The following is a 23,486-nucleotide window of genomic DNA, read 5'->3' as shown; positions in this document are numbered from 1 at the left end:
CCTGAATGGCCGAAAACGAGCACCCGAGCGCGGTCGTCCAGGGGTTCGTCGACGCGCTCGTCGAGGCCAGGGCGGCGGTCGAGGACCCGTCCTACGCGCGGATGGAGGAGGTGTCCCTCCGCCTGAAGCGGGAGCGCGACCGGCGGGCGGCCGACGCCGAGCCGCTGGTCTCCCTGGTGGCCGAGTCGACGACCAACGACATCCTGCTCGGCAAGCGCGGCTCGTTGCCCAAGTGGCGGTGGACGGTGTCCTACCTGGTCGTGCTGCGCACGATCGCGGTGCAGGACGGGATCGACCCGGACGCCGGCGTGGGCACCCTCGCCGAATGGAAGCAGCGGTACGACGCGGCCCGCGCGGCGTTGCGGCAGGCGCCCGGACCGTCCTCGCCGGCGCCTCCGCCCGCCGGGGCCGCGCCTCCGCCCGGCGTCAGCGGGTCGGCGGTCCCCGGCCGGCCGCCGGGGAACGCGCCGCGACCGCCCCGCCTCCCGGGCGCGGTTCCCGCCGGACCGGCCCCCGACCAGGCCGGCGGCCGTGACGACATGCCGCCGGGAGGGGGCCCGGCGCGTTCCGGTGGTCCCTCCGGGGCGGTGGGGAGCGGCGTGGCCCGGGACGCGGCGCCGACCGCCCGGTCCGGCGTCGGCACGGTGGAGATCGTCGACACCTTCGGGCCGAGGGCCGGGGTGGTGCCGCCGCCCGAGCCGACCCTGACGCTGCGACGCTACGTCCGGGCCTACGGGCGCACCGGGATGCGGCTGCTGCGCAACGCCGAGGACGGCGACCCCGAGGCCCGCTACCGGCTGGCGGTGCTGCTGGCCTGCGACGACCGCCCCAGCGAGTCCGCGTACTGGTCGCAGCGGGCCGCCGAGGCCGGGCACGCCGGGGCCCGCGGGCTGGCGGACGACGCCGACGTCCCCTACTTCGCGCGGGGGGCCGTCGCCGCCTACCGGATCGGGCTGCGCTACGAGAGCGCCGAGATGATCCGCGCGGCCGTCCTGTTCTTCGAGCGGGCCGCCGCCAACGGCCACGTCGAGGCCGCCTACCGCGCCGGGCTCCACCACGTCCAGAGCGGCGAGCTGTGGCTGGGGTACGAGCTGTTCCGCCGCGCCGCCGCCAACGGTCACCCCTGCGCGCGGCACGAGCTGGACGTCGCCGCCTTCGCCGAGGCCGACATCACCCGTCGCCCGTAGCGGCGCCGCACCGGAAGACGGGGACGGGGTCGCCTCCCGTCCGCTGTGCGGGCCCGCCGCTGGGCGCACCGCAGGAACGGTGCCCCCGGTGACGGACCCCCCTGTGGCCCCCTGCGCCATGCCGCTCGTCGTGCCGGTGAAGCCCCCGCCCCCTGATCGACGCGGGCTTCGACGGCCCGCCGATGGCCTGGACCGCAGCCGCCGGGTTCCGGTGCCCGGCGCCGCTCCGGAACCGTCAGATCTCGACGGCCTCCATGGAGCCCAGCCGGCACTCCACCGGGTTGGGCTCGTAGCGGCGCTGCCAGCGTTCGCGCAGGTCAGCCTTGCGGTAGGCCATGCGGCGGTGGGTGCTGACCCGCGCGAAGCGGGCCAGCTGCGCCGCCGTCGGCCGCGGCGCGCCGCTCGGCTCGTACCCGTACTCGATCAGCCGGTCGCCGAACACCGCCTCGGCCAGGCCGATCTCCCACGGCTCCAGCCGGGTCGACCAGGACCCCACCCGGGCGTTGTCGACCGGGGCGCGGGTGCGGTCGTGCCACCTCTTCTGCGGCGGGACGGTCTTCCTGGCGATGTCCTGCGGCTCGGTCATCGCCGGGTCGAAGTCCTCCCCCAGGAACGCGCACAGGCTGGACAGCTCGCCCGCCGGGTCGGCGACCAGGCGTTCGTACTGGAGCTCGTAGTAGGCGTCGGGGCCGAGGCGCGCGGCGTGGCGGCGGCCGTTGTCGATCGCCTCCCGCCAGGCGGAGATCGCGTGGTAGACGTCCTGCTTGTACCAGGGCATCTCGGTCAGCGACGCCACGCAGTCCCGGCCGTCCCGGATGAGGTGCACGAACTGGGCGTCGGGGAACATCCGCAGCAGCGTCCCGACGTGCTTGGAGTAGCTGGGCCGCTTGTCGCCCCAGCGCGGCCTGCCGTGCTTGCGGGCGTAGGCGCGGAACACGATGCCGAGCGCCGAGCCGATCGTCGGCGGACCCTGCACGATCTCCTCGCTGACCTCGGCGGCGTCCAGCCCCAGATCACGGAACTTGGTGGTCTTCCGGCCGGTGATCCACTCCGCGAGTGCCCGTCTGTTCTCGGTGTCCTCCAGGTCACCGAATTCGCACCGCGACGTATAGGCGGGCAGCAGGAACCGGGTCTCGGCGGGGATCGCGATCCGCCGGTGCGAGTGCAGCATCAACTGCAGCAGCGTCGTTCCCGAACGGGGACAGCCGATGACGAAGATCGGGCGGTCGGAAGGGATGGCCATGACAGCCGATGCTGTCCGACACGCCCGGTCGCCCGCCGCTCACCGACGGTGTTCTTGCCCGCGCGTTGCCGAGCCTTGACGCGGCCCGGCCGGTTCCGGGCTCAGGTGTAGTGCTCGCCGAGGGTCTGCCGGACCTGCTTGCGGGCCTCGTGGATACGCGATTTCACCGTGCCCAGCGGCAGTTGCAGGTGCTCGGCGATCTCCGAGTACTCCAGCTGGGACACGTCGCGCAGCACCAGCGCCTGGATGAGGTCCGGCTTGCGGGTCTCCAGCTCCTCCATCGCGTCCAGGATGTCCACCCGGGAACCGGCGATGACGCTGGTCCGGCGGGGGTCGGGCCGCTGCTGCGGCAGCTCCCCGGCCTGCTCGACCGAGCGCCGCTTGAGCGACCGGTAGGTGGAGCGGGCCGAGTTCGAGACCACCACGTGCAGCCAGGTGGAGAACCGCGAGCGGCCCTCGAACCGGTGGATGTTCCGCGCGACCTGCATCAACGCGTCCTGACATGCCTCCTCGGCGTCCTGGCGGCAGGGCAGGTAGCGCGAGCTGTGCCGCAGCACGTCGGGCTCGATCCTGCGCAGCAGCGCTTCCAGGGCGTTCTTGTCGCCCTGGGCGGCCTTGACGGCCAAATCCTCGGTCATCGCATCGAATGCCATCGCCGCGCCTTAACAGCTCGTTCGCACACACCCCGTTTGATGGGCATGATACGGGAGTGTCCTTCCCACCGACTGTCGGCCGTTACCGAATCGATCGCGTCCTCGGATCCGGGGCGTTCGCCTCCGTGTGGCTCGGGCACGACGAGGCGCTCGACTCGCAGGTCGCCATCAAAGTCCTCTCCGGCAGCCTGATCGACGATCTGGATGTGCGCAACCGGTTCCTGGAGGAAGCGCGCATCCTGCGCCGCGCCGACTCCGAGCGGCTCGTCCGCGTGCACGACATCGGGGAGCTGCCCGACGGCCGCCCCTACTTCGTGATGTCCTACGCCGACCGGGGGACCCTGGCCGACCGGATGCGGGAGCGGCCACTTCCGGTCAGCGAGGCCCTGGTGCTGGCCGAGGAGATCGCCCACGGCGTCGAGGTCATCAACGCGCTGGGCGTGATCCACCGTGACCTCAAGCCGTCCAACGTGCTGTTCCAGTCGACCGCCGACGGCGGCGAGAAACTGCTGATCGCCGACCTGGGGCTGGCCAAGGCGCTGGCGCACGCCTCGGGCGCGTTCACGCTGCCGGTCGGCACCCCCGGGTACATGTCGCCCGAGCAGGCCCGCTTCGGCGGCGGCCTGGACGTGCGCGCCGACGTGTACGGGCTGGGGGCGCTGACCTACCACATGCTCGCCGGCAAGCCGCCGGGCCCGGCCCCGATCCGCACGCCGCCCAGCAAGCTGCGCGAGGGGCTGCCGCCCGCGCTCGACCAGGTGATCCTGCGGGCGCTGGAGGTCGAGCGGGACCGGCGCTGGCCGACCGCCGAGGCGTTCGCCGAGGCCCTGGCCACGCTGCGGCCGACGCTGTCGGGCGACGCGCCCGCCCCGGCCACCGGGCCGCCGGAGCTGGAGGAGACCGTCCGCGACGAGGGCCGGGAGCCGCCGCGGCGCCCGGCGCCGCCCCCGCCGCAGGACACGGGACGCCCGCCGCACGCGCCGCCCCGGGCGTCCGCCGGGCACCAGGTCCAGCCGGAGCCGCCGACGCGGGAGGACGCCCCCGCCGCGAACAATCCGGCCATGGACGGCGACCAAACGATTGTGGACCAGCCGCACAACGCCCAGTACCCGCACCCCGGCCCCGCCTCGCCCCGCGACCCGACGGGCCCGGCCGGGCGTCCCGTCGGGCCGTCGACCACGGGCCGCGACGCCGACGCCGACGCCGAACGCACGGTCTCCCTGCCCGCGCCGGACATGCGTCCCCAGGGCGGGCCGCCGCCGGCCGGCGAGGGCAAGACCGCCGTCTTCCAGTCTCCTGGCCAGGGCCAATACGGCCCGCCGCCGCAGGGGGGCCAGCCGTACGGCCCGCCGGGAGGCTTCCCGCCCCCGGGCGGACCGGGAGGCCCCCCGGGTCCCCCGCAGGGGCCACAGGGCCCTCCGCAAGGACCACAGGGTCCTCCGCAGGGGCAGCAGGGGCCGCCGCAAGGCCGGCAGGGGCCGTCTCCCGTGCAGAACGCGATGGGCCGGCTCAAGGGCCTCGGCTCCGGCAAGGGCTCCGGCAAGGGCTCCGGCGACGGCAGGAACACCATGCTGCCGCTGATCATCGGCACGGTCCTGCTGACCGTCGCGGTGATCGGCGGGCTGCTGCTCGGCAACCTGTTCTCCGGTGGCGAGGACGATCCCGGCGGCGACGGCCCGAAGCCCCCGGCGCTGCCCGCCGACTTCACCACGGTCGCCGACCCCAGCAAGAAGATCCAGGTCGGCGTGCCCAAGGCGTGGCCGCTCGGCACCGCCGAGAGCACCTGGACGCCCTCGGCTCAGGGCCTGCCCGCCGACGCCCGGCCGCGCCCGGTGCTGCGCGCCGCGCCGAGCGTCGTCGCGTTCAAGGGCAACGGCAAGGGCGCGGGTGTCTTCGTCGGCCTGACCACCGACCTGACCTCGGGCCCGCTCCCGGCGCGGTTCACCGCGCACGCGCAGTGCACCAAGGGCGCCCCGGAGAACTACACCTCTCCCGACAAGTCCCTGTCGGGAACCATCACCCGCTACACGAACTGCACCGTCGGCACCCCGAAGATCGCCGAGATCGGCCTGAAGGACCGCACCAACAAGTTCGGCGCCTGGATCCGGATCAAGGAGACCGACCCGAACCGCGACCTGGTCAAGCCCATCCTGGACAGCCTGAAGATCGCCGCCCCCTGACCGGCGCCCCGGCCGGATCCCGGACCGCATCGGTCAGGCCCTGGTGAGGGGTTCCGGGGCGAGGGTCGTCCGTTGCGGGGTGCGGACGTGTTCGGGGCGGGGGCCGTAGCCGACCATCCGGGCCGTGACGCGTGGCAGGGGGCCGACGCCCCGCAGCCGGTTCAGCAGGCGGATGGGCAGGGGGACGGCGCCGCGCATGATCGGGGCGATCGCCGCCCGCTGGATGCCGAGCTGGAAGCCCTGGACGATCCTGGTGGGCGGGGTGCGGCGCCTCTCGACGGCGGCGAGGTCCCGTTCGGTGACGGCGGCCCGGCGGAGGGGGCCGTCCAGCAGGTTCGCCGTGGCGATGGCGTCCTGGATGGCCAGGTTGATCCCCACGCCTCCCACCGGTGACATGGCGTGGGCCGCGTCACCGATGCACAGCAGGCCCGGACGCCACCAGCGCAGCAGGCGGTCCACCCGCACGTCCAGCACCCGCACGTCGGCCATGTCGATGGTCCCGACGCGGTCGGCCAGGAACGGCAGCAGCTCGGCCACCGAACGGCGGAAGCTCTCCACCCCGGCCGCCTCGACCTCCGCGTACCGGCCCTTCGGCACCAGGTAGGCGATCTGCCAGTAGGTGGTGCGGTTGATGACGGCCGCCATGCGGCCCCGGCTCACGCGCAGGAACGCGTCCTCGCGGTCGCCGGCGTGGCGCGGCAGCCTGAACCAGGCGACGTCCATCGGCACGCCCGACTCCCTGGAGCGCAGCCCGGCCGCGCGCCGCAGTATGGAGTGGCGTCCGTCGGCGGCGACGGTCAGGTGGGCGCGGATCCGGTGCTCGGCGCCGTCGGCGTCGCGGTAGCGCACGCCCGTCACCCGGTCGCCCTCCCGGAGCAGGCCGGTGGCCTCGGCGTTCATCAGCAACCGGAACGTCGGGTAGCGCGCGGCCTCCTCGGTGATCATGTTGAGGAAGTCCCACTGCGGCACCATCGCGATGTAGGGGTGGGGGCCGCGCAGCGTCGACAGCGCGGAGATCGTCATCTCCCCCTCGTCGGTGACCAGGCTCAGCTTCGCGAGCTTGCGGTGGTCCAGCCGCTCGAAGCGGTCGCCGAGGCCGAGCTCGTCCAGGGCGTCCAGCGTGGACGGGTGGATCGTGTCGCCGCGGAAGTCGCGCAGGAAGTCGCCGTGCTTCTCCAGCACGGTCACCTCGATCCCGGCGCGCGCCAGCAGCAGCCCCAGGACGGCGCCCGCAGGACCGCCGCCGGCGATGAGGCAGGTCGTGGTCATGGTGGCTTCGGTCATGGGTACCACCTCCTGCCCATTAATTCATCATGCGTTGATTTCCACGTCAAGAGGTCACGGGATAGATCTTTTACGGCACACAGAGTGATCACCGGAGGGCGCGCCCGTCCCGCAGGGGAATGGCAGTTGCATCGCGAGTGTTCACCGATATATCGTTAATGCATCGGCAACCGATCGAAGGAGAGACACGATGCGTCACCACCACCACGGACACCGTCATCCGACGCAGCGCGAGGGACACCCGTTCTTCGAGGAGCGCGCCCGGCGCGGCGACCCGTTCGGCGGCTTCGGCCCCGGTCCCGGTCCCGGGTTCGGCCCACGCGGTCGAGGGCGGGGCCGCGGCGGACGCGGCCGGACGCGGCGCGGCAACGTGCGCGCCGCCCTGCTGGCCCTGCTCGCCGAGCGCCCCATGCACGGCTACGAGATGATCCAGCAGCTCGACGAGCGCACCGGCGGCGTCTGGCGGCCGAGCCCCGGCTCGGTCTACCCGACGCTCCAGATGCTGGAGGACGAGGGGCTGGTCACCAGCCGGGAGGAGGGCGGCAAGCGGCTGTTCTCGCTCACCGAGGAGGGGACCGCCGAGGCCGCGCGCCAGGAGACCGCCCCCTGGGAGGAGGTCGCCGAGTCCGCGGGCGAGAGCGCCGTGCGCACCCGCGACGCCATCGGCCAGCTCATGGGCGCGCTGCACCAGGTCATGCACGTCGGCAGCGAGGCCCAGCAGGCTCGCGCGCTGGAGGTCGTCAACGACGCCCGCCGCCGCCTCTACGGCATCCTCGCCGATGACCCCGAGGCCGAGTAGCGGTCACCGGACGGCACGCGCCCGCCGCCACCGCGCGGCACCACGGCCCGTGCGCGTCCCCCGTCGACGCGCCCGGCTGCGACTCCGCAGCCGGGCGCGTTCTGTCGTCACCGGCGGATCGGCCGCCGCGGCGTTCGGGGCTCGCCGGCGAGGGCGGGCGCTCAGGACGGGAACGGCGCCCGCCGCGCGACCTGGTCCTCCACGTACAGCTTCTTCCAGACGTAGAGGCGCAGGTCCCGGGCCTTCAGGCCCTTGAGGACGGGAACGTCCACCGTCGCCCGCACCAGGTACGCGCCGCCCGGCGGCAGGTACCTGTCGTCGCCGTCCCCGGCGAGCAGCGGGCCGCCCGCCAGCGGGCGCACCACCTCGCTCTTGATCGGCGGGGTGCACATGTCCTCGGGAACGCCCGTCTGCCACACGCAGCGGGCGCGGGACGCGGACGGCAGCAGGGCGCGGCGGACGAACACGTCGCCGGGGAAGTCCAGCAGCGCCTTCTGCCGGCTCGGGTTGCTCAGCACGTACTCGACGTAGGCGCGCCTGCCGCCCGCCTGCGCCTGCGAGCCCGACTGCGGGGCGGCGCCTGCGGCGGTGCCGACGCCCACCGCCGCGATGCGGTAGCGCGACCCGTCGGCCGTTCCGACCTCCAGCGGCCGTCCCGCGCGGGGCAGCTTCGCCCGGGCCGGGGACGAGGTGGCCTCGCCCCCGGCCCGGGGCGCCGGGCCGCCGCTCTCGTCGGAGCCCGGCATGAGCAGCAGGCCGCCGGTGACCAGCACCGCCGCCGTCGCGATGGCGGCGGCCGCGACGATCCCGTTGCGCCGGCCGTTGCGGGCGGGCTCCTCGCGGGCCGCCCGGTTGCGCGCCCGGCGCGAGCTGATCCGCACCTGGACGCCGCTGGTCTCGCGTCCGGTCATCCCGGCGGGGCCGTCCAGGACCGTGTCGGGCCGGGCCGCGCCGCCCGAGGGCGGGCCGGGGATCGGGCCGCCGGTCGCCTCGGACGGGTACGGCGGGGGCTGGGCGGGGCCCGCGGCGGGGGCCGGTGGCTCGGCGTGCGGCGCGTACGGCTGGGGACCGGTGACTCCCGGTTCCTCCGGCCCTCGTGGCGTTCCAGGCATTCCCGTCCGGTTCTCCACCGTGCAAGCTCCCCGCTCTCGACCCCGGTCCCCTGTGGTCGCTCCAGTACCGCAATTCACCGTATTTTGGCGCAATTAGCCGTAGAGCTCACATCCGGCCCGTAGGTTTGCACGGAACGCGCAGGTCAACGCCGTTCAGGAAAGATCATTGATCATGCTTTCCAGGAACGCCACCACGCCCTCGGGACCGTCGACGGTCACGTCCGCGCGTTCGGCCAGCACGGTCACCTCGGTGGAGGCGCTGCACACCTTCACCCCGGGCACGCCCTCCGCGCGCAGCGCCTCGATCGCGTCGTAGGCCGCCAGGTCGCCCAGGTCGTCCCCGGCGAACAGCACCGCCGACGGCGCCCGGCCGCGTTCGGCCAGGTGGGAGCGGAGCGCCTGGCCCTTGTCCATGCCGGGCGGGCGCAGCTCCAGGACGTAGCGGCCGGGCTCGACGACCAGGCCGGTGCGCTCGGCGAGGGCGGCCATGATGCCCCGCAGCCGCTGGAACGCCTTCTCCGGCTCGGCGCAGCGGCGCGTGTGCACCGCGAGGGCCTGCCCCTTGTCCTCCACGTAGGTCTCGGGCGGCGCGCCGGACGCCTTCAGGACCTCCGGCAGCTTGGCCCGGACCTCGGCGACGCCGGGCGGCGGCTCGGGCGCGGTCAGCACGCCGGACTCCCAGCGCTCCCGGCCGTACTGGCCGAGCACGACCAGACCGTCGAGGCCGTCGAACCCGCCGTACTCGACGGCGGTGGCGGCGGGCCGCCCGGTGATGATCACCAGGGAGCCGACGAGCGGGGCCAGGCGGGCCAGGGTCGGGGCCGCCCGGGGATGGGCCCGGGCCGCCGCCGGGTCGGCGACGATCGGCGCCAGGGTGCCGTCGAAGTCGAACCCGAGGACCGCCTCGGCGGGGTTGTCACGGATCGCGTCCAGGCCGCTCGCACCGGCGGCCGTCGTGGCAGGGGGTGAGATCACGGGACCAGTCTTGGTCACCTCAGGGCCGGATGCCCAGCCGACGCGCGGCGCGCTGCCGCTGCCGCTGGGTCCGCATCCGGCGCAGGCGCTTGACGAGCATGGGGTCGTGTTCGAGCGCCTCGGGGCGGTCGATGAGGATGTTGAGGAGCTGGTAGTACCGCGTCGCCGACATGTCGAACAGCTCGCGGATGGCCTGCTCCTTGGCTCCGGCGTACTTCCACCACTGCCGCTCGAAGGCGAGGATCTGGCGGTCGCGCTCGGAGAGCAGATCGGCCGGGAAGGCGTGCTCCTCCTCGTCCAGACCGATGGTCAGCGGCTCGGGTACTGGGTCATCGTTCATGCTGCCGTCCAGGTAACGGGAGCGTCGCCGGGGCCCTGTCGCCCTGGCACGGAATCCCCTCTGTGGTCACTGATCCCGGGTCATCCGGGTTCGGCCGCTGCCATGCTAGTCGGCCGCACCGACGCCGTCCGGCGGTTCGCGGGGAAGGCCGGTGCCCGCCGTCCCATGAGAACGCGCAGGCCCAGTGCACCACATCCGTGTCGGCGGCGCCGGGGGAACCCGCCACGCGGATCCGGAACTCTCCCGGACCGCACGCGTTAAAGTATGCATAGTACATTCGTAATCGTCCGGCCATCCGGGCGGCGAGACGGCGTCCGAGAGGAACGGAGAACGCGCATGGCGACGGACAGGCCCACCGCCGGGGCCCCGGTCGACCCGGTGGACGACCCGGTGCTCAACGACATCGCCCTCGCGCTGTTCCACCTGCGCCGGGTGTGGGCGAAGCCCGACCTGATGAAGCGTATCCGGGCCCAGACCTCCGGCGGGCCGGGCGGGCGGCCGTTGCAGCTGTCGAACCTGATGGTGGTGCACGCGGTGGCCGCGCTCAGCGACTGCGCGGACGGCCCGGAGGTCACCGTCGGCGCGGTCGCCGAACGCCTGGAGATCGACCCCTCGACCGCCAGCCGCCTGGTCGGCCACGCCATCGACGCGGGCCTGGTGTCCCGCCGCCCCTCCCCCATGGACGCGCGCCGCGCCAACCTGGGCCTGACCGACGCGGGCGCGCGGGTCAAGCAGGTCGCCGAACGGTTCCGCCTCGACTACATGCGCGAGCTGATGGCGGACTGGACGCCCGGGGAGCGGACCGAGTTCGCGCGGCTGCTCGCCCGGTTCGCCGACGCGGCCGTCCGTTCCCCGATGGACCCCGACGGGGTCGACCGGATCTTCGAGGAGGCGGAGTCCGAGTAGCGCCCGGACCCCGCCCTCCCCGTCAGGCGTCCTGCCGCAGCGCCGCCGAGCGGGTGAGGTACTCGTCCTCGTCGATCTCCCCGCGGGCGAACCGCTCGGCCAGGGTGGAACGCGCCTGCGCCAGCGGGTCGGCCGCCGCCGTCGCGGGCCGGGCCCAGCCCCGGCGGCGCAGCAGGTAGAACGCCCCGGCCAGCACCGCCAGCCAGAACAGCCCGAACCCGATCGGGAACACCGGCCACCAGGCGGGCGCGTCGTAGGCGTTTTCGTGAGGGCCGTCGCGCCAGGGCCCGGGGTGGGCCGCCAACGTGGTCAGCGCGGTCATCGCGGTCATCATCTCCATCGACCTCCTCCAGTGCGGACAAGTCGATGGTCGGCGGCCGGCACCGGGCCTGTAATCCCACGTCAGGCGGCTTCCGCGCTACGCCCGGCGGAGTACGCCGGTCACCACCACGGCGGCCGGTAGTCGTCCTCGTCGGCGGGCCGGGACCGGCGTCCCCGCCGCAGCGGGTCCTCGTCCAGCGGGTCCACGGTGCTGGGCCGGTCGGCCAGACCGGGCGGCGGGACGGGCGGGAACGCGCCGCCGGGCAACCCGTCCGCCGGGAGCCCCGGCGACGGCTCGGACGGGAACCCGCCCGCGTCCGCTCCCGGCTCCGCCAGGGCGCTGCGCCGGAACCGGTCCCACTCGTCGTCGTCGAACGTCGGGTACCCGTCGGTGGCGGTCGTGTCGGCGTCCGGGGCGGGGACCCCCGGGGGCGCGGGCGGGCCACCGCCGTCGAACGGGTCGGGGGCGCCCGTGTCCCAGGGGTCGCGGCCGGGCCGCGGGCCCTCGCCGTAGAGCGGGGAGCCGACGCCGGGGACCTCGGGAGGATCGCCCACGCCCAGGGGGTCGTGGATGTCGGGCGTCACCGGGGGCTCTTCGGCGCGTTCCCGCCGGTCGGCGGCGTACGCGGGGCCGTAGGGCGGGTCCGCGTCGTACGCGGTGCCCGCGGGGTCGCCGTATGCCCGGTCGGCCGCCGTCTCGGCCGGGTCGTACGGGACGGGGGCGGCATCCGCGGGACCGTACGCCGCCGCTCCCGGACCGTACGGCGGGTCCGCGTACGCGGGCCGGTGGCCGGGGGCCGCGTACGGGGGGCCCTCGACCGGCTCGTGGCGGTCGCGCTCCGGCCGGTCCCCGCTCGGCGGCCACACGGGCTTGTCGGCCGGGGTCCCGTGCGGGATGGACAGGTCGGCGCTCGTCCCCGACAGGGAGACGTCCCGGCTCTGCCACACCGGTGGCTCCGCGACGGGGCCCGAGGGGGCCACCGCGCCGACCGGTTCGCGCGGCGGCTCGTAGGCGAAGTCGTCCTCGTCGCCCGGACGGCGGCGCTGCCGCCAGCCGAGCACCAGGCCCAGCAGGACCAGGACGCCCCCGCCGGCGAGGATCGCGAACAGGAGGGTGTCGGGCTCCTCGTCCTCCTCGGGCGCGGACATCGGGCGCGGGTCGGCGGGCGCCGGCGCCGCGCCCGACAGCGTCCGGGCCTTGCTGAGCCGGGCGGCGGCCTGCAACGCGCGCGCCGCGTCCAGCGGGCCCCGGCAGGTCTCGGAACCGGTCGGCTGGCGGCGCGGCGGGGAGCCCTGGACGAGCGCCTGCCGGATCTGGTCGGGGGTCAGCTTCGGGTACCGCGACCGGATCAGCGCCGCCACGCCCGCGACGATCGCCGACGACGGGCTGGTGCCGGTGCCGACGACGTAGCCGGTGCCCGCGTCGGCGCTGACGATGTCCACGCCGGGCGCGCAGACGGTGACGTAGGGGTGCCGGTTGCTGTCCTTCCACAGCCGCAGCCGCCGGTCGAGCGCGCCGACGGCGATGACGCCGGGGTAGGCGGCGGGGAAGTTCTTGCGGTTGGCGGAGGAGCCGTCGTTGCCCGCCGACGCGATCAGCACGACGCCCTTGGACAGCGCGTACCTGATCGCCGACTCCTCGGCCTGGCTGCCGTTGTAGAACTGGCGTCCGCCGCCGAGGGACATGTTGATGACGTGGGCGCCGTTGTCGACGGCGTACCGGATGCCCTGGGCGACGGCGTCGCGGTTGCGGCCGACCTCGCCGCCGTTGCGGCGCATCGGGTCGTCGTTCTCCCAGGTGACGCGGACCGACAGGATCTGCGCCTGGGGCGCGAGCCCGAGCACGCCCTCCTGCTGGCCGGGGCCGTGGCCGTGCCCGGCGATGATGCTGGCCATCGAGGTGCCGTGCAGGCCCCAGTACTTGCCGCCGGGACGCCGGGTGCCGCCGGTCAGGTCGGGGCCGGCGGTGACGCGCCCGGCCAGGTCGGGGTGGCGGCGGTCGACGCCGGTGTCCAGCACCGCGACGGTGACGCCCGCGCCCCGCGACCAGCGCCAGGCGCGCGTCACGTGCATGTCGTTCAGATGCCACTGGCGGGCGCGGATCTGGTCGGTGCGGGCCGCGCGCAGCGCCCCGGCCGCCGCGCCGCGCACGGTGCGTTCCGGGGCGGGCCGGGAGGGGGAACGGTCGGCGGGGCGTTCGGGGGCGAGCACGGCGGGAACCGCGACGGAGGCGGCGAGGGTCAGTCCGGTGAGGGCCGCCGTGACCGGGACGGCGAGGCGGCGGGCGGCGGGCTCGCGGCGGCGTCGGGCGGCACGGGTCACGCCACGCACCCCCTCCCGGCAAGTCGGCCGTGCTCGACGGGGCGACACGCGCCCCGGACGTCGCGGCCGTCGCGGGCGGGCTCACCCCCTCATCAGCACCCCACCGAGCACGGAGGGCGCATCCCGCATTCTGCCACGCGAAGCCGACGCCGCCCGGGCACTCGGCACATTAGGGCACGGGACGGGACAGCGCGGATCTTCCCCGCCCCACCGGGATCAGGCGCAGGCGCCGAAGGGACGGTCGCAGTGCAGCGCGTCGCCGCCGAGTTCGGGACGGACCTTGTCCACCATCGCGCGGGGGCCGGTGACCAGCCAGTTCGGGCCGCGCAGCAGCGAGAACGCGCCCTGCTCGCCGAGGGCGCCCTGGCCGACGCCGCTCTTCCAGCTCTCCAGGGCGGTGTCGACGGTCATGCCGGTGTCGGGGGTGAAGACGGCGGCGGCGACGTAGCGCCCCTCGTAACGGCACTCGACGCGGGTCTGCTCGGCGACGCAGCCGGTCGCCCCGGCGGCGCGCAGGGCCCTGCCGATCCCCCCGGCGTCCCGGTGGGCGGCGGCGGTGGCGGCGGGGCGGGCGTCGGCCTCGCCGTCGCCCAGCAGGAGGACGGCGGCTCCGGTGGCGGCGAGCGCGGTGCCGCCGACCGCGCCGGCGATGGCGAGCAGGGACGTGGACTTCATGCGCTCCAGAATGCCGTACTCGCCAGTAACCTGGCGCTTGCCAGGGCTGTTAGTCCGCCCACGTAACCACGTCCTGACCGGAACGAGGGCCCCTCCCCGGCACGGGAGGGGCCCTCCTTCCACCCGCCGGTCCAGGCGGGCGTGCCCTGCGATCTCCGCCCGGCGGTCCGCTCAGGCGGAGCCCGCTCCGGTCAGGGAGCGCACCGACAGGTCGTCGTACCTCTCGCGGTCGGCGCGTTCGCGGCCCAGGAACGTGCCGACCACCGCACACAGGAACCCGAACGGGATCGACACGAGCCCGGGGTTCTCCATCGGGAACCAGTGGAAGTCCACCCCGGCGGGGAACAGCGACAGGCTCGCGCCGGTCACCGGATCGACCTTGCCCGACACCACCGGCGAGAAGAACACCAGGACCAGCGACGACAGCAGCCCGCCGTAGATGCCCCACACCACGCCGCGCGCGTTGAACCGCCGCCAGAACAGCGACAGCGTGATCGCCGGGAGGTTCGCGGCGGCGGCCATCGCGAAGGCGAGGGCGACCAGGAACGCCACGTTCATGTTCTTGGCGATCACCGCGAGCACGATGGCCAGCGACCCGATCAGGAACGCCGCGAACCGCGCCACCGCGACCTCCTGCGACTCGCGCGGCCGGCCGAGCATCAGCACGTGGCCGAAGTAGTCGTGCGCCAGCGAGGTGGAGGAGGCCAGCACCAGGCCCGACACCACCGCCAGGATGGTGGCGAACGCGACCGCCGCGATGAACGCCAGCATGATCTCGCCGCCGATCCGCCCGCCGACCATCTCGCCGACCGCCTGCGCCAGCTGCGGGGCGGCGGTGTTGCCCGCCGGGTCCTGGGCGACGATCTCGGCGCGGCCGACCAGCGCCGCCGCGCCGAAGCCGAGCGCCAGCGTCATCAGGTAGAACGCGCCCACCAGGCCGATCGCCCAGTTCACCGAGGTGCGGGCGGCGCGCGCGTCGGGCACGGTGAAGAACCGGGTGACGATGTGCGGCAGGCCCGCGGTGCCGAGGACCAGCGCCAGCGCCAGGCTGATGAAGTCCAGCTTGTTGATCAGCGTCTGGGCGGTGTCGGGCACCTCCCGGCCGTACTTCAGGCCGGGCTGCAGGAACGCCTGCCCCCGGCCGCTGGAGTCGGCCGCCGCGCCCAGCATCGACGACAGGTTGAAGCCGAACCGGGCCAGCACCAGCAGGGTCAGCACCGCCGCGCCGAAGATCAGCAGCACGGCCTTGACGATCTGGACCCAGGTGGTGCCCTTCATCCCCCCGAAACTCACATAGACGATCATCAGCGCGCCGACGCCGATGATCGCCAGGGTGCGGGCGGTGTCGGCGGACATGCCCATGAACGTCTCGCCGGCGTGGATGCCCAGCAGCAGCGACACCAGCGCGCCCGCGCCGACCATCTGCGCCAGCAGGTAGAAGACCGACACGGTGACGGTGGAGACGGCGGCGGCGGTCCGCACCGGGGCCTGGTGGCGCACCCGGTAGGACAGCACGTCGGCCATGGTGAAGCGGCCCGCGTTGCGCATCAGCTCGACCAGCAGCAGCGTCAGCAGCCACGCCACCAGGAAGCCGATCGAGTACAGGAACCCGTCGTAGCCCGACAGCGCGATGATCCCGGCGATGCCCAGGAACGACGCCGCCGACATGTAGTCGCCGGCGAGCGCGGTGCCGTTCTGGGCGCCGGAGAAGCTGCGGCCGCCCGCGTAGAAGTCGACGGCGCCCTTGGTGTTGGCGCGGGCCCAGAACGTGATGCCGAGGGTGATGCCGATGAACACCAGGAACAGCACGAACGTCAGCGCGCGGCCGCCCCCCGCCTCGGCCGCGAGCGTCCCGGCCCGCACGGCCGCCGCCCTCACTGGAGCCACCCCGGGTCGGGGCGGACGCCGGGCCAGCCGCGTTCGGTGTCCCGGGGGCGTTCGACGGACGCGCCCCGCTCGTGGGCGGCGAAGGGGTCGACGGGGCGCGGGCTCCGCTCGGCCGCGGCGTCCTCGGCCCGGGCGCCGGCGGCCTCGGGCTCGGGGCGGACGGCGGCGTGGCCGGGCGGATGGGGCGCCGGGTCGGCCTCGGCCCGCAGCTCGGCCGAGAGCGGGTCCAGGGTCTTGCGGGCGTAGGAGGCGTAGCACCAGGCCAGCGAGAACGTGGAGACGAACTGCAGGACGCCCATCACCAGCGCCACGTTGACGTTGCCGAACAGCGGCTGGGCCATGAACCCGCGCGCGAACGCCGACAACAAGACATAAAGCAGATACCACCCCATGAACGAGGCGACGATCGCGGCGGCGAGCCGCCGGAACCGGGATCGCAGCAAAAGGAACCGCTCATCATGCGCCATGGCGGCGTATCGAACGCCGGTGCCCTGCCGGGCACGGCCGCGCCCCCCGCGCGGCTGGGGTGGTCTTGAGTCCCAGACCATCCGGCCCTCCCCTGACTCATAGTGACCCTCAGTAGTGGTCTCATCACTATGAGATCAAAGAATGGGAGCGGGTAGTGGCCGGTTGGCGAGAAAGCAAGAAAAAGCCGCCAGGGCGAGGCCAACCTGACCCCCAGGCAACCCCATCACGCCCAATGTCCACTTCCGAAACCGAAATGTCGGAGCCCTGTCCGGGAATGCGGCCATGCCCGATGGGGAGGACGACCAAGACCAGAAGGTTACGCTCCGTACATGACAGCCGGTAATGGACCAGGTAAGGCGGAATCCTCAGCCGCCGATCCGCGGTCCTTCCGGCCACAGGGCGGCCAGCCCGGCGGGGGTCAGCGGCTCTCGATAAGCTGTCCGCAATACGTTTCCGGTCGCCTCTCCCCCCTTTTCGGCGAGGGAGACGAACCAATCCACACCGGCCGGATAAGCCCACAGATAGGAGCGCAGCAGCGGGTTCGCCCCCCGGTCGGCCAGCTGCGCGGCAACGCGGTCGTCACCCCACCAGGGGACGGCGGCGCGCATCCGGCCGGCGACGTCGAGGACCGGCGTTCCGGCGTTGATGTCCAGGTGGGCGCGGGCGCGCACGAGCTGCACGTAGTGGTCGAGGCGGATGCGCGCGGCCAGGACGGCGTCGTCCGGCGTAACGAACAGCGGCCACGCCTGCGCGAGCCCCTCCAGCATCACCTGCTGGAGGGCGTGCACGGAGAGTAGCCGGACCCAGGGCGCGTCGGCGGCGCGGGCGTGCAGGCTCGCGCTCTGCAGACCGTGGCCCAGGACCTCGTGCAGCGCGAACTGGCGGGCCCCGGCGCGGGTGAACTCGACGTTGGGCAGGTTGAGGCGCAGCCGCACGTCCCGGCCCGCCCCGTCCAGCCAGAACGCCCAGTAGGCCTCGACCTCGGCGGTCTCGACGGTGAGGCGGTAGGGGGCGTCGCTGCCGGTCAGCTCGCGGACGGCGGGTTCGAGCTCGGCGACGGCCCCGCGGATGGCGTCGGGCGCGTCGGCGACGTCGAGCAGGCCCTCGACGCGGCGCAGCTCGGCGTTGGCCTCCGGCCCCCACGCGACACCGACCTCGGCGAGCGCGGCGACGGCGACCCGGCGGCGTTCCTCGACGTACTCGGGGGACCAGCCGACGGCGCCGCAGCCCTGGGTGGCGCGCACGTACTCGTCGAGCGGGGGGCGTTCGCCGAGGAGGGCGCCCAGGTAGGCCAGGTCGGCGTCGACGCGTTCCCGCACCGGTCCCTCGGCGTCCCCGCGCAGCTCGGCGAGCCGCCGGTACACGCCGAGCCGGTCGGCGGCGGGCTCGGGATCGGGGCCGCCCGGCAGCAGGTCGAAGTCGATGACGGGGTCGCCGCCCCGCTTCACCTCGTAGGCGTCCCAGGCCCGCAGGACCGCTTCGACCTCGTCGCGCACGTTCGTCACGCCCCTATGTGATCACAGCCGGGACCGGCCGCGCCGGGCGGGGTTGAGGAGCCGCCCGTTCCGGTAGATAGGGGGACATGGACGCTGACGTGATCGTGGTCGGGGCGGGGCTGGCCGGGCTGGTCGCGACCGCCGAGCTGATCGCCGCCGGGCGGCGCGTGATCCTGCTCGACCAGGAGCCGCGTACCAACCTGGGCGGGCAGGCGTACTGGTCGTTCGGCGGGCTGTTCTTCGTGGACTCGCCCGAGCAGCGGCGCATGGGGATCCGCGACTCGCACGCGCTGGCCTGGCAGGACTGGCTGGGCAGCGCGGCGTTCGACCGGGGCGTCGACGACCCTTCCGGGGAGGACCACTGGGCCCGCCGGTGGGCCGAGGCGTACGTGGAGTTCGCGGCCACCGAGAAGCGTTCCTGGCTGCACGGGCTCGGGGTGCGCTTCTTCCCCGTGGTGGGGTGGGCCGAACGCGGCGGCCACCTCGCCGACGGGCACGGCAACAGCGTTCCGCGGTTCCACATCACCTGGGGCACCGGGCCCGGGCTGCTGACGCCGTTCGTGCGGCACGTGTTCGAGACCGAGAAGCTCGGACGGGTGGACCTGCGCTTCCGGCACCGCGTCGACGGGCTGGTCGTCACCGGCGGGACCGTCACCGGCGTCCGCGGCACGATCCTCGAACCCAGCACCGCGCCCCGGGGGGTGTCCAGCTCCCGGACGCCGGCCGGCGACTTCGAGCTGTCGGCGCAGGCCGTCCTGGTGACCTCCGGCGGCATCGGCGGCGACCACGACATGGTCCGCGCCTTCTGGCCCCCGCGGCTCGGCGGGCCGCCGCGCCACATGATCGCGGGCGTTCCCGAGCACGTGGACGGGCGCATGCTGGCCATCGCCGAGGACGCGGGCGCACGGCTGGTCAACCGCGACCGCATGTGGCACTACACCGAGGGCGTCCAGAACTGGGACCCCATCTGGCCGCACCACGGCATCCGCATCCTGCCCGGCCCGTCCTCGCTGTGGCTGGACGCCCGCGGCCGCCGCCTCCCGGCCCCCTGCCTGCCCGGCTTCGACACCCTGAGCACCCTCAAGACGATCATGGACTCGGGGTACGAGCACTCCTGGTTCGTGCTCACCCGCAAGATCATCGAGCGGGAGTTCACGCTGTCGGGCTCCGAGCAGAACCCGGACCTGACCGGCCGGAGCATCCCGCAGTTGCTGAGCCGGGTGGGGGCGGGCGCGCCCCCACCGGTCCAGGCGTTCCTGGACCACGGCCCGGACTTCGTCACCGCGACCACCGTGCCCGAGCTGGCCGCCGCGATGAACGACCTGGTCAAGGAGCCCCTGATCGACCCGGCCGAGCTGGAGCGGCAGATCGTCGCCCGCGACCGCCAGATGGCGAACCCGTTCACCAAGGACCTCCAGGTCATGGCGGTCCACAACGCCCGCCGCTACCGGGGCGACCGGCTGATCCGCACCGCGGCGCCGCACCGGCTGCTGGACCCGGAGGCCGGGCCGCTGATCGCCGTCCGGCTGCACATCCTGACGCGCAAGACACTGGGCGGCGTCCAGACCGACCTGTCGGCCCGCGCGCTGCGCGCCGACGGGACGCCGTTCCCCGGCCTGTACGCGGCGGGCGAGGTGGCGGGCTTCGGGGGCGGCGGCGTCCACGGCTACCGGTCGCTGGAGGGGACGTTCCTGGGCAACTGCCTGTTCGGAGGGCGTGTCGCGGGGCGCGCCATCGCGCAGGAGACGCGCTAGGAACAGAGCGTTATGCTGGCCGGGATCACCGGGGCAATCACCGCGAGGCAGGCCAGTCTTGACCGAAGCAGCAGGCTCGAAGCTGTTCACTCCCGACCTCGTCAGCCCGAAGCGGACGATCGGTCGGCGGACCTTCGACTTCGCGCGCCAGGTCGCGGTGATGGCCATCATCAACCGGACCCCGGACTCCTTCCACGATCGGGGGCGCACGTTCGCCCTGGACAGCGCGGTGCGGGCCGTCGAGGACGCGCTGTCCCACGAGGCGGACTGGCTGGACATCGGCGGCGTCCCCTTCTCCCCCGACACCCCGCCGGTGTCGCGGCAGGAGGAGATGGACCGGGTGCTGCCCCTGGTGGAGGCGGCCCGCGCCCGCACCGACGCCGTGATCTCCGTCGAGACCTACGACCCCGAGGTCGCCCGCGCCGCCGTCGCCGCCGGGGCCGACGTCATCAACAACGTCACCGGCCTGCACGACCTCGCCCTGGCCGACGTGGTCGCCGAGACCGGCGCGCACGTCATCATCACCCACAGCCTCGCCGCCCCGCGCACGCGCTACCCGCGCCCGACCTACGAGGACGTCGCCGGGGAGGTCGCGGCGTTCCTGCGCGACCGCGTCGAGGCGGCGCTCGGCCGCGGCATCCCGGCGGATCGGATCATCATCGATCCCGGCCACGACCTGAACAAGAACACCTACCACTCGCTGGAGCTGACCCGCCGCCTGGCGGAGATCGCCGCGGTGGGCTACCCGATGCTCGCGGCCGTGTCCAACAAGGACTTCATCGGCGAGACCATCGACCGGCCGCAGCGGGAACGCGTCGAGGGCACGATCGCCGCCGTGGTGTTCTGCATCCTGCAGGGGGCGCGGATCGTGCGCGTCCACGACGTCCGCGAGACGGTCGCGGCGGTGCGGATGACCGAGGGCATCCTCGGCTGGCGCCCCCCGGCCCACACCCGCCACAACCTGTGACCTACCGCTCGACCTGGTACCTGAGGAACAGGTAGTCGCCGTCCTGGACGGTGTGGCGCAGCTTCATGCGCTGGATGTCGATGACGGGGCCGTCCAGGATGCGCTTGGCGGTCCCGGCGACGACCATGGGGCTCATCGTCAGGCACAGCTCGTGCAGCCACCCGGCGGCGGCGACCTCGGCGAGGAGCGTCGGGCCGCCCTCGCAGAGCATGCGGCGGAGACCGCGTTGGGCCAGCGTTTCCAGCATCAGCCCGACGTCCGCCGACCGGTCGCCGCAGACGAGGACCTCGGCGCGTTCCCCGGCGGCCCGCAGCCGCTCGGCGGGCGCGGCCGCGCACGTGACGACGATCGGCCGGCTCCGCGCCCCGGCGAAGACCTTGCCGTCGAAGTCCAGGTCCAGGCTCCGGGACACGACGACCAGCGGCGTCGCCGAGGGGAACTCGTCGTACTCCCGGACGGTCGAGGCCCCCATGATCACGACATCGGCGCGCTTCCGGAGCTCCTGCATCAGCAGCCAGTCGGTCTCGTACCCGATGGCCCCGGTGTTCCCCTTGTACTGGATGGCCCCGTCCAGGGTGGCGATCATGTTCGCCCGCAGCCAGGGCGAGTCCTCCGGATAGTCGTAGGCACCGGCCAGCTCCTCGATCTCCATACGGAAACCGTACGCGAGCGCTGTCAGCGGCCGTCGCTACGATCATCCGGAACCCGATCATCGAGGCGGACCCATGCACGAAGAACGGCTTGCCGAGTTCTCCCGCGAGCGCCTGGACGGCCGTCCGATCCCGGACGACCTGCGCACGATGCTGGTGGCGCAGTGGGAGGGCCGTACCGACTTCCAGTACCTCCTCGACCTGACGTTCCTGGAGCCGGGAGAGCCGAGCCCGCTGCTCGACACCAGCTACCTCAGCGAACGGGAACTCGCCGATCCCGGCATGCAGGCCATCAACGCCGCCGTCGCGGAGATCGCCAAGTACGCCAAGCTCGTCGCGGAAGGCGGCAAGGGTTGGGTCGGCTACTGGATGCACCCCGACGAGCCGGAGGGACCCCCGCCCGTCATCGAGCTGGACACCGAGTTCACGTACTGGTCCCTGGCGGGCCGCAACCTGGCCGAAGCGTGCGCCTGCGAACGAGCCCGCTACCAGGATGAGCCCGACGAACACCTCGCCTTCGCCCAGCTGGCCGACCAGCTCGCCGAACTCGGCCTCCCCCTCAGCACCCGCGACTACGACGCCCTCCATGACCCCGGCTGCGCGGTGGACCCGGAGAAACTCACCAACGAGCTCATCGACATCGAACGCAGGAAACGCGGCATCGTCTGACCACGTTCCGGAATAGATCATTCACACCGGGTAGACCAGGAGGCATGAGAGCCACACCGATCACACCCGATGGTCGGCTGGGGCCGGCCGACCGCCATCCCGGCATGAGCGACCCCCGCTACCTGCGGCGGCGACGCGCCTTCGCGGCCCTCGCCCGCGGGCACCAGGTCGGGCAGCCCTCTCCCACGGTCCGGTACACCGAGGAGGAGCACGCCACCTGGCGGACGGTCCACCGCGCGCTGACCCGGGCGCACCGCCGCCACGCGTGCCGCGAGGTCCTGGAAGCCCGCGAGCAGGCCCCGGTCCCCGCCGACCGGATCCCCCAGCACGAGGAGGTGGGAGCGGAACTCCGACGCCTGACGGGGTTCAGCTTCACCCTGGCGGGAGGAGTCGTACCCACCAGGCGGTTCCTCGGATCGATGGCACGGGGCCACTTCCACGCGGTGCAGTTCGTCCGGCATCCGGCCGTTCCGCTGTACACGCCCGAGCCGGACGTCATCCACGACGTGCTCGGCCACGGCATCCACCTGTCGCACCCCGCCATCGCGGAGATCTACCGGATGATCGGCCGCGCCGCCGTCCGGGCGGACGGCCCGGAGACCCTGGACGCGATCAGCCGCGTGTACTGGTTCACCCTCGAATGCGGGCTGCTGGCCGAGAACGGCGCCCCGAAGGCGTTCGGCGCGGCGCTGCTCTCCTCGTACGGCGAGCTCGACTGGCCCGGACGCCAGATCCACGAACTGGACGTCCCCACCATGGCACGCACCGACTACGACATCTCGGGCTACCAGCCGCTCCTGTTCTGCGCCCGCTCCCTGACCCACCTGACCGACGCACTGGCCGCCTACCTCGAAACCCTGCCCGAAACAGCCCACGCGGCATGAACCCACACCAACTGGCACGAATCCCAACAAGGAGAAACCCGCACCCTGGCCGCCGAACTCTTCGAACAGGCTCAGCCCAGGTCTCGGGGCTGAAGCGGTAAGAACACGGGACAGCCCACTTCAGATGGTGTCCGCAGGTCGCTCCCGCTTGAACGGAATGGGCTCCCGGGAGTACTCGATCCGGCCGGTATGGGGGTCGCGCTGGGGCAGGGCCGCCACGTGCTTGGGAATGATCGGCCAACTCACCCCGTGCCCCGCGAAGCCCGTCTCGCGTGCGGCGATATAGGCGGAGAGGTACGCGAACAGGAACGCCAGGTTGGCGACCACCAGCACGACGGTGAACTGAATGGTGCCGAAACCGGTGACCAGCAGGGCGAACGGCGTGAGCACAGCGACGGCGAGACCGCAGGCGGCCCAGACCCACCGGCGGGTCCGCCTGCCGGAGGTGGCCTCGACACTGTGCACGGTGAAGTTCAACGTCTTCTCGCACACCGGGCACCGAACGGAACGCCGATGCGCCGGACTCCCGTCCTCGGGCCTGTCAACGAGCCAGAACCGGCCCTCGTAATCCCAGGTGACCGTGTTACCCGACGAGGGACGTCCAACGAAGTTCACCCGGTGCAGGAGCATCGTCCGCTGCTCCCGCTCGACCACGAACCCCATACCGAACGCCCCTTCCGCCACCACACCCAGAACGGATTCTTTGGCGCCCAG

Annotated in this window: 22 protein-coding genes; 8 read left to right on the top strand and 14 right to left on the bottom strand. The window is 73.5% G+C overall.

All coding sequences use genetic code 11. The features are described 5' to 3' along the window. Nucleotides 1-5: 5 nt before the first annotated feature. The gene (locus HNR61_RS36405) at nucleotides 6-1,187 is read left to right on the top strand and encodes an SEL1-like repeat protein (protein ID WP_182847669.1); all 1,182 of its coding nucleotides are present in this window, start codon (nucleotides 6-8) and stop codon (nucleotides 1,185-1,187) included. 235 nt (nucleotides 1,188-1,422) lie between these two features. On the opposite strand, the gene HNR61_RS36400 is transcribed toward HNR61_RS36405, so the two are convergent. Both HNR61_RS36400 and HNR61_RS36395 read right to left on the bottom strand, forming a co-directional pair. Continuing rightward, nucleotides 1,423-2,430, bottom strand: a complete 1,008-nt coding sequence (locus HNR61_RS36400; protein ID WP_182847668.1) for a sulfotransferase family protein — start codon at nucleotides 2,428-2,430, stop codon at nucleotides 1,423-1,425. A 101-nt stretch (nucleotides 2,431-2,531) separates the two neighbouring features. After that, nucleotides 2,532-3,083: an RNA polymerase sigma factor gene (locus HNR61_RS36395; protein ID WP_067817007.1), complete on the bottom strand. Its 552-nt coding sequence runs from the start codon at nucleotides 3,081-3,083 to the stop codon at nucleotides 2,532-2,534. A gap of 125 nt (nucleotides 3,084-3,208) precedes the next feature. Here HNR61_RS36395 and HNR61_RS49560 point away from each other — a divergent pair, with 125 nt between their 5' ends. After that, on the top strand, nucleotides 3,209-5,263 hold the full coding sequence (locus HNR61_RS49560; protein WP_376770294.1) for a serine/threonine-protein kinase: 2,055 nt from the start codon (nucleotides 3,209-3,211) through the stop codon (nucleotides 5,261-5,263). A 33-nt stretch (nucleotides 5,264-5,296) separates the two neighbouring features. Here the strand turns inward: HNR61_RS49560 and HNR61_RS36385 are convergent, their stop codons facing one another. Next, complete coding sequence (locus HNR61_RS36385) at nucleotides 5,297-6,547, bottom strand: FAD-dependent oxidoreductase (RefSeq protein WP_220510210.1); 1,251 nt, start codon at nucleotides 6,545-6,547, stop codon at nucleotides 5,297-5,299. 190 nt (nucleotides 6,548-6,737) lie between these two features. On the opposite strand from HNR61_RS36385, the gene HNR61_RS36380 reads away from it, so the two are divergent. Continuing rightward, on the top strand, nucleotides 6,738-7,346 hold the full coding sequence (locus tag HNR61_RS36380) for a PadR family transcriptional regulator (protein WP_182847666.1): 609 nt from the start codon (nucleotides 6,738-6,740) through the stop codon (nucleotides 7,344-7,346). A 161-nt stretch (nucleotides 7,347-7,507) separates the two neighbouring features. Here HNR61_RS36380 and HNR61_RS36375 read toward each other — a convergent pair whose 3' ends face one another. The 3 genes from HNR61_RS36375 to HNR61_RS36365 all read right to left on the bottom strand — a co-directional run bounded on the left by HNR61_RS36375 (nucleotide 7,508) and on the right by HNR61_RS36365 (nucleotide 9,773). Continuing rightward, nucleotides 7,508-8,476, bottom strand: a complete 969-nt coding sequence (locus tag HNR61_RS36375) for a hypothetical protein (protein ID WP_182847665.1) — start codon at nucleotides 8,474-8,476, stop codon at nucleotides 7,508-7,510. Nucleotides 8,477-8,611: 135 nt separating this feature from the next. Beyond that, nucleotides 8,612-9,433 carry a trehalose-phosphatase gene (gene otsB, locus HNR61_RS36370; protein ID WP_182847664.1) on the bottom strand — a complete coding sequence of 274 codons (822 nt, stop codon included), beginning with the start codon at nucleotides 9,431-9,433 and terminating at the stop codon, nucleotides 8,612-8,614. Between the two features lie 19 nt (nucleotides 9,434-9,452). Further along, entirely contained in the window at nucleotides 9,453-9,773 is a 321-nt protein-coding gene (locus HNR61_RS36365; RefSeq protein WP_182847663.1) for a DUF3263 domain-containing protein, read from the bottom strand. A gap of 336 nt (nucleotides 9,774-10,109) precedes the next feature. On the opposite strand from HNR61_RS36365, the gene HNR61_RS36360 reads away from it, so the two are divergent. Then, nucleotides 10,110-10,679, top strand: coding sequence for a MarR family winged helix-turn-helix transcriptional regulator (locus tag HNR61_RS36360; RefSeq protein WP_067816989.1), 570 nt, complete (start codon nucleotides 10,110-10,112; stop codon nucleotides 10,677-10,679). Between the two features lie 22 nt (nucleotides 10,680-10,701). Here HNR61_RS36360 and HNR61_RS36355 read toward each other — a convergent pair whose 3' ends face one another. The 6 genes from HNR61_RS36355 to HNR61_RS48600 form a co-directional block, all read right to left on the bottom strand. Further along, on the bottom strand, nucleotides 10,702-11,019 hold the full coding sequence (locus HNR61_RS36355; RefSeq protein ID WP_220510209.1) for an SHOCT domain-containing protein: 318 nt from the start codon (nucleotides 11,017-11,019) through the stop codon (nucleotides 10,702-10,704). Nucleotides 11,020-11,120: 101 nt separating this feature from the next. Then, entirely contained in the window at nucleotides 11,121-13,322 is a 2,202-nt protein-coding gene (locus HNR61_RS36350; RefSeq protein ID WP_220510208.1) for a S8 family peptidase, read from the bottom strand. A gap of 216 nt (nucleotides 13,323-13,538) precedes the next feature. Beyond that, nucleotides 13,539-13,997, bottom strand: coding sequence for a hypothetical protein (locus tag HNR61_RS36345; RefSeq protein WP_182847662.1), 459 nt, complete (start codon nucleotides 13,995-13,997; stop codon nucleotides 13,539-13,541). Between the two features lie 171 nt (nucleotides 13,998-14,168). Further along, the gene (locus tag HNR61_RS36340) at nucleotides 14,169-15,884 is read right to left on the bottom strand and encodes a monocarboxylic acid transporter (RefSeq protein WP_218009687.1); all 1,716 of its coding nucleotides are present in this window, start codon (nucleotides 15,882-15,884) and stop codon (nucleotides 14,169-14,171) included. Next, complete coding sequence (locus HNR61_RS47015) at nucleotides 15,872-16,351, bottom strand: DUF485 domain-containing protein (RefSeq protein WP_246444513.1); 480 nt, start codon at nucleotides 16,349-16,351, stop codon at nucleotides 15,872-15,874. The genes HNR61_RS36340 and HNR61_RS47015 overlap by 13 nt, the downstream gene beginning before the upstream one ends. A 366-nt stretch (nucleotides 16,352-16,717) precedes the next feature. Continuing rightward, on the bottom strand, nucleotides 16,718-17,857 hold the full coding sequence (locus tag HNR61_RS48600) for a hypothetical protein (RefSeq protein ID WP_312898270.1): 1,140 nt from the start codon (nucleotides 17,855-17,857) through the stop codon (nucleotides 16,718-16,720). A 77-nt stretch (nucleotides 17,858-17,934) separates the two neighbouring features. Here HNR61_RS48600 and HNR61_RS36325 point away from each other — a divergent pair, with 77 nt between their 5' ends. Both HNR61_RS36325 and folP read left to right on the top strand, forming a co-directional pair. Further along, nucleotides 17,935-19,602, top strand: a complete 1,668-nt coding sequence (locus tag HNR61_RS36325; RefSeq protein WP_182847660.1) for an FAD-binding dehydrogenase — start codon at nucleotides 17,935-17,937, stop codon at nucleotides 19,600-19,602. A gap of 58 nt (nucleotides 19,603-19,660) precedes the next feature. Then, nucleotides 19,661-20,569: a dihydropteroate synthase gene (gene folP, locus HNR61_RS36320; RefSeq protein ID WP_246444511.1), complete on the top strand. Its 909-nt coding sequence runs from the start codon at nucleotides 19,661-19,663 to the stop codon at nucleotides 20,567-20,569. 1 nt (nucleotide 20,570) lies between these two features. Here folP and HNR61_RS36315 read toward each other — a convergent pair whose 3' ends face one another. After that, nucleotides 20,571-21,221 carry a dihydrofolate reductase family protein gene (locus tag HNR61_RS36315; protein ID WP_182847659.1) on the bottom strand — a complete coding sequence of 217 codons (651 nt, stop codon included), beginning with the start codon at nucleotides 21,219-21,221 and terminating at the stop codon, nucleotides 20,571-20,573. A gap of 73 nt (nucleotides 21,222-21,294) precedes the next feature. Between HNR61_RS36315 and HNR61_RS36310 the strand changes: the two genes are divergently transcribed. After that, nucleotides 21,295-21,888: a hypothetical protein gene (locus tag HNR61_RS36310; protein WP_182847658.1), complete on the top strand. Its 594-nt coding sequence runs from the start codon at nucleotides 21,295-21,297 to the stop codon at nucleotides 21,886-21,888. Nucleotides 21,889-21,932: 44 nt separating this feature from the next. Next, nucleotides 21,933-22,772, top strand: coding sequence for a phenylalanine 4-monooxygenase (locus HNR61_RS36305; RefSeq protein WP_182847657.1), 840 nt, complete (start codon nucleotides 21,933-21,935; stop codon nucleotides 22,770-22,772). 120 nt (nucleotides 22,773-22,892) lie between these two features. Here the strand turns inward: HNR61_RS36305 and HNR61_RS36300 are convergent, their stop codons facing one another. Then, nucleotides 22,893-23,435 (bottom strand): hypothetical protein, encoded by a 543-nt coding sequence (locus HNR61_RS36300; RefSeq protein ID WP_182847656.1) that lies wholly within the window; start codon nucleotides 23,433-23,435, stop codon nucleotides 22,893-22,895. Nucleotides 23,436-23,486: the final 51 nt, after the last annotated feature.

It is taken from the genome of Actinomadura kijaniata (assembly GCF_014138665.1).
In the GTDB taxonomy this organism is placed as follows: Bacteria; Actinomycetota; Actinomycetes; order Streptosporangiales; family Streptosporangiaceae; genus Spirillospora; species Spirillospora kijaniata.
The sequence above is the reverse complement of the archived record's forward strand: the minus strand, read 5'-3'. Positions and strand labels throughout refer to the sequence as shown.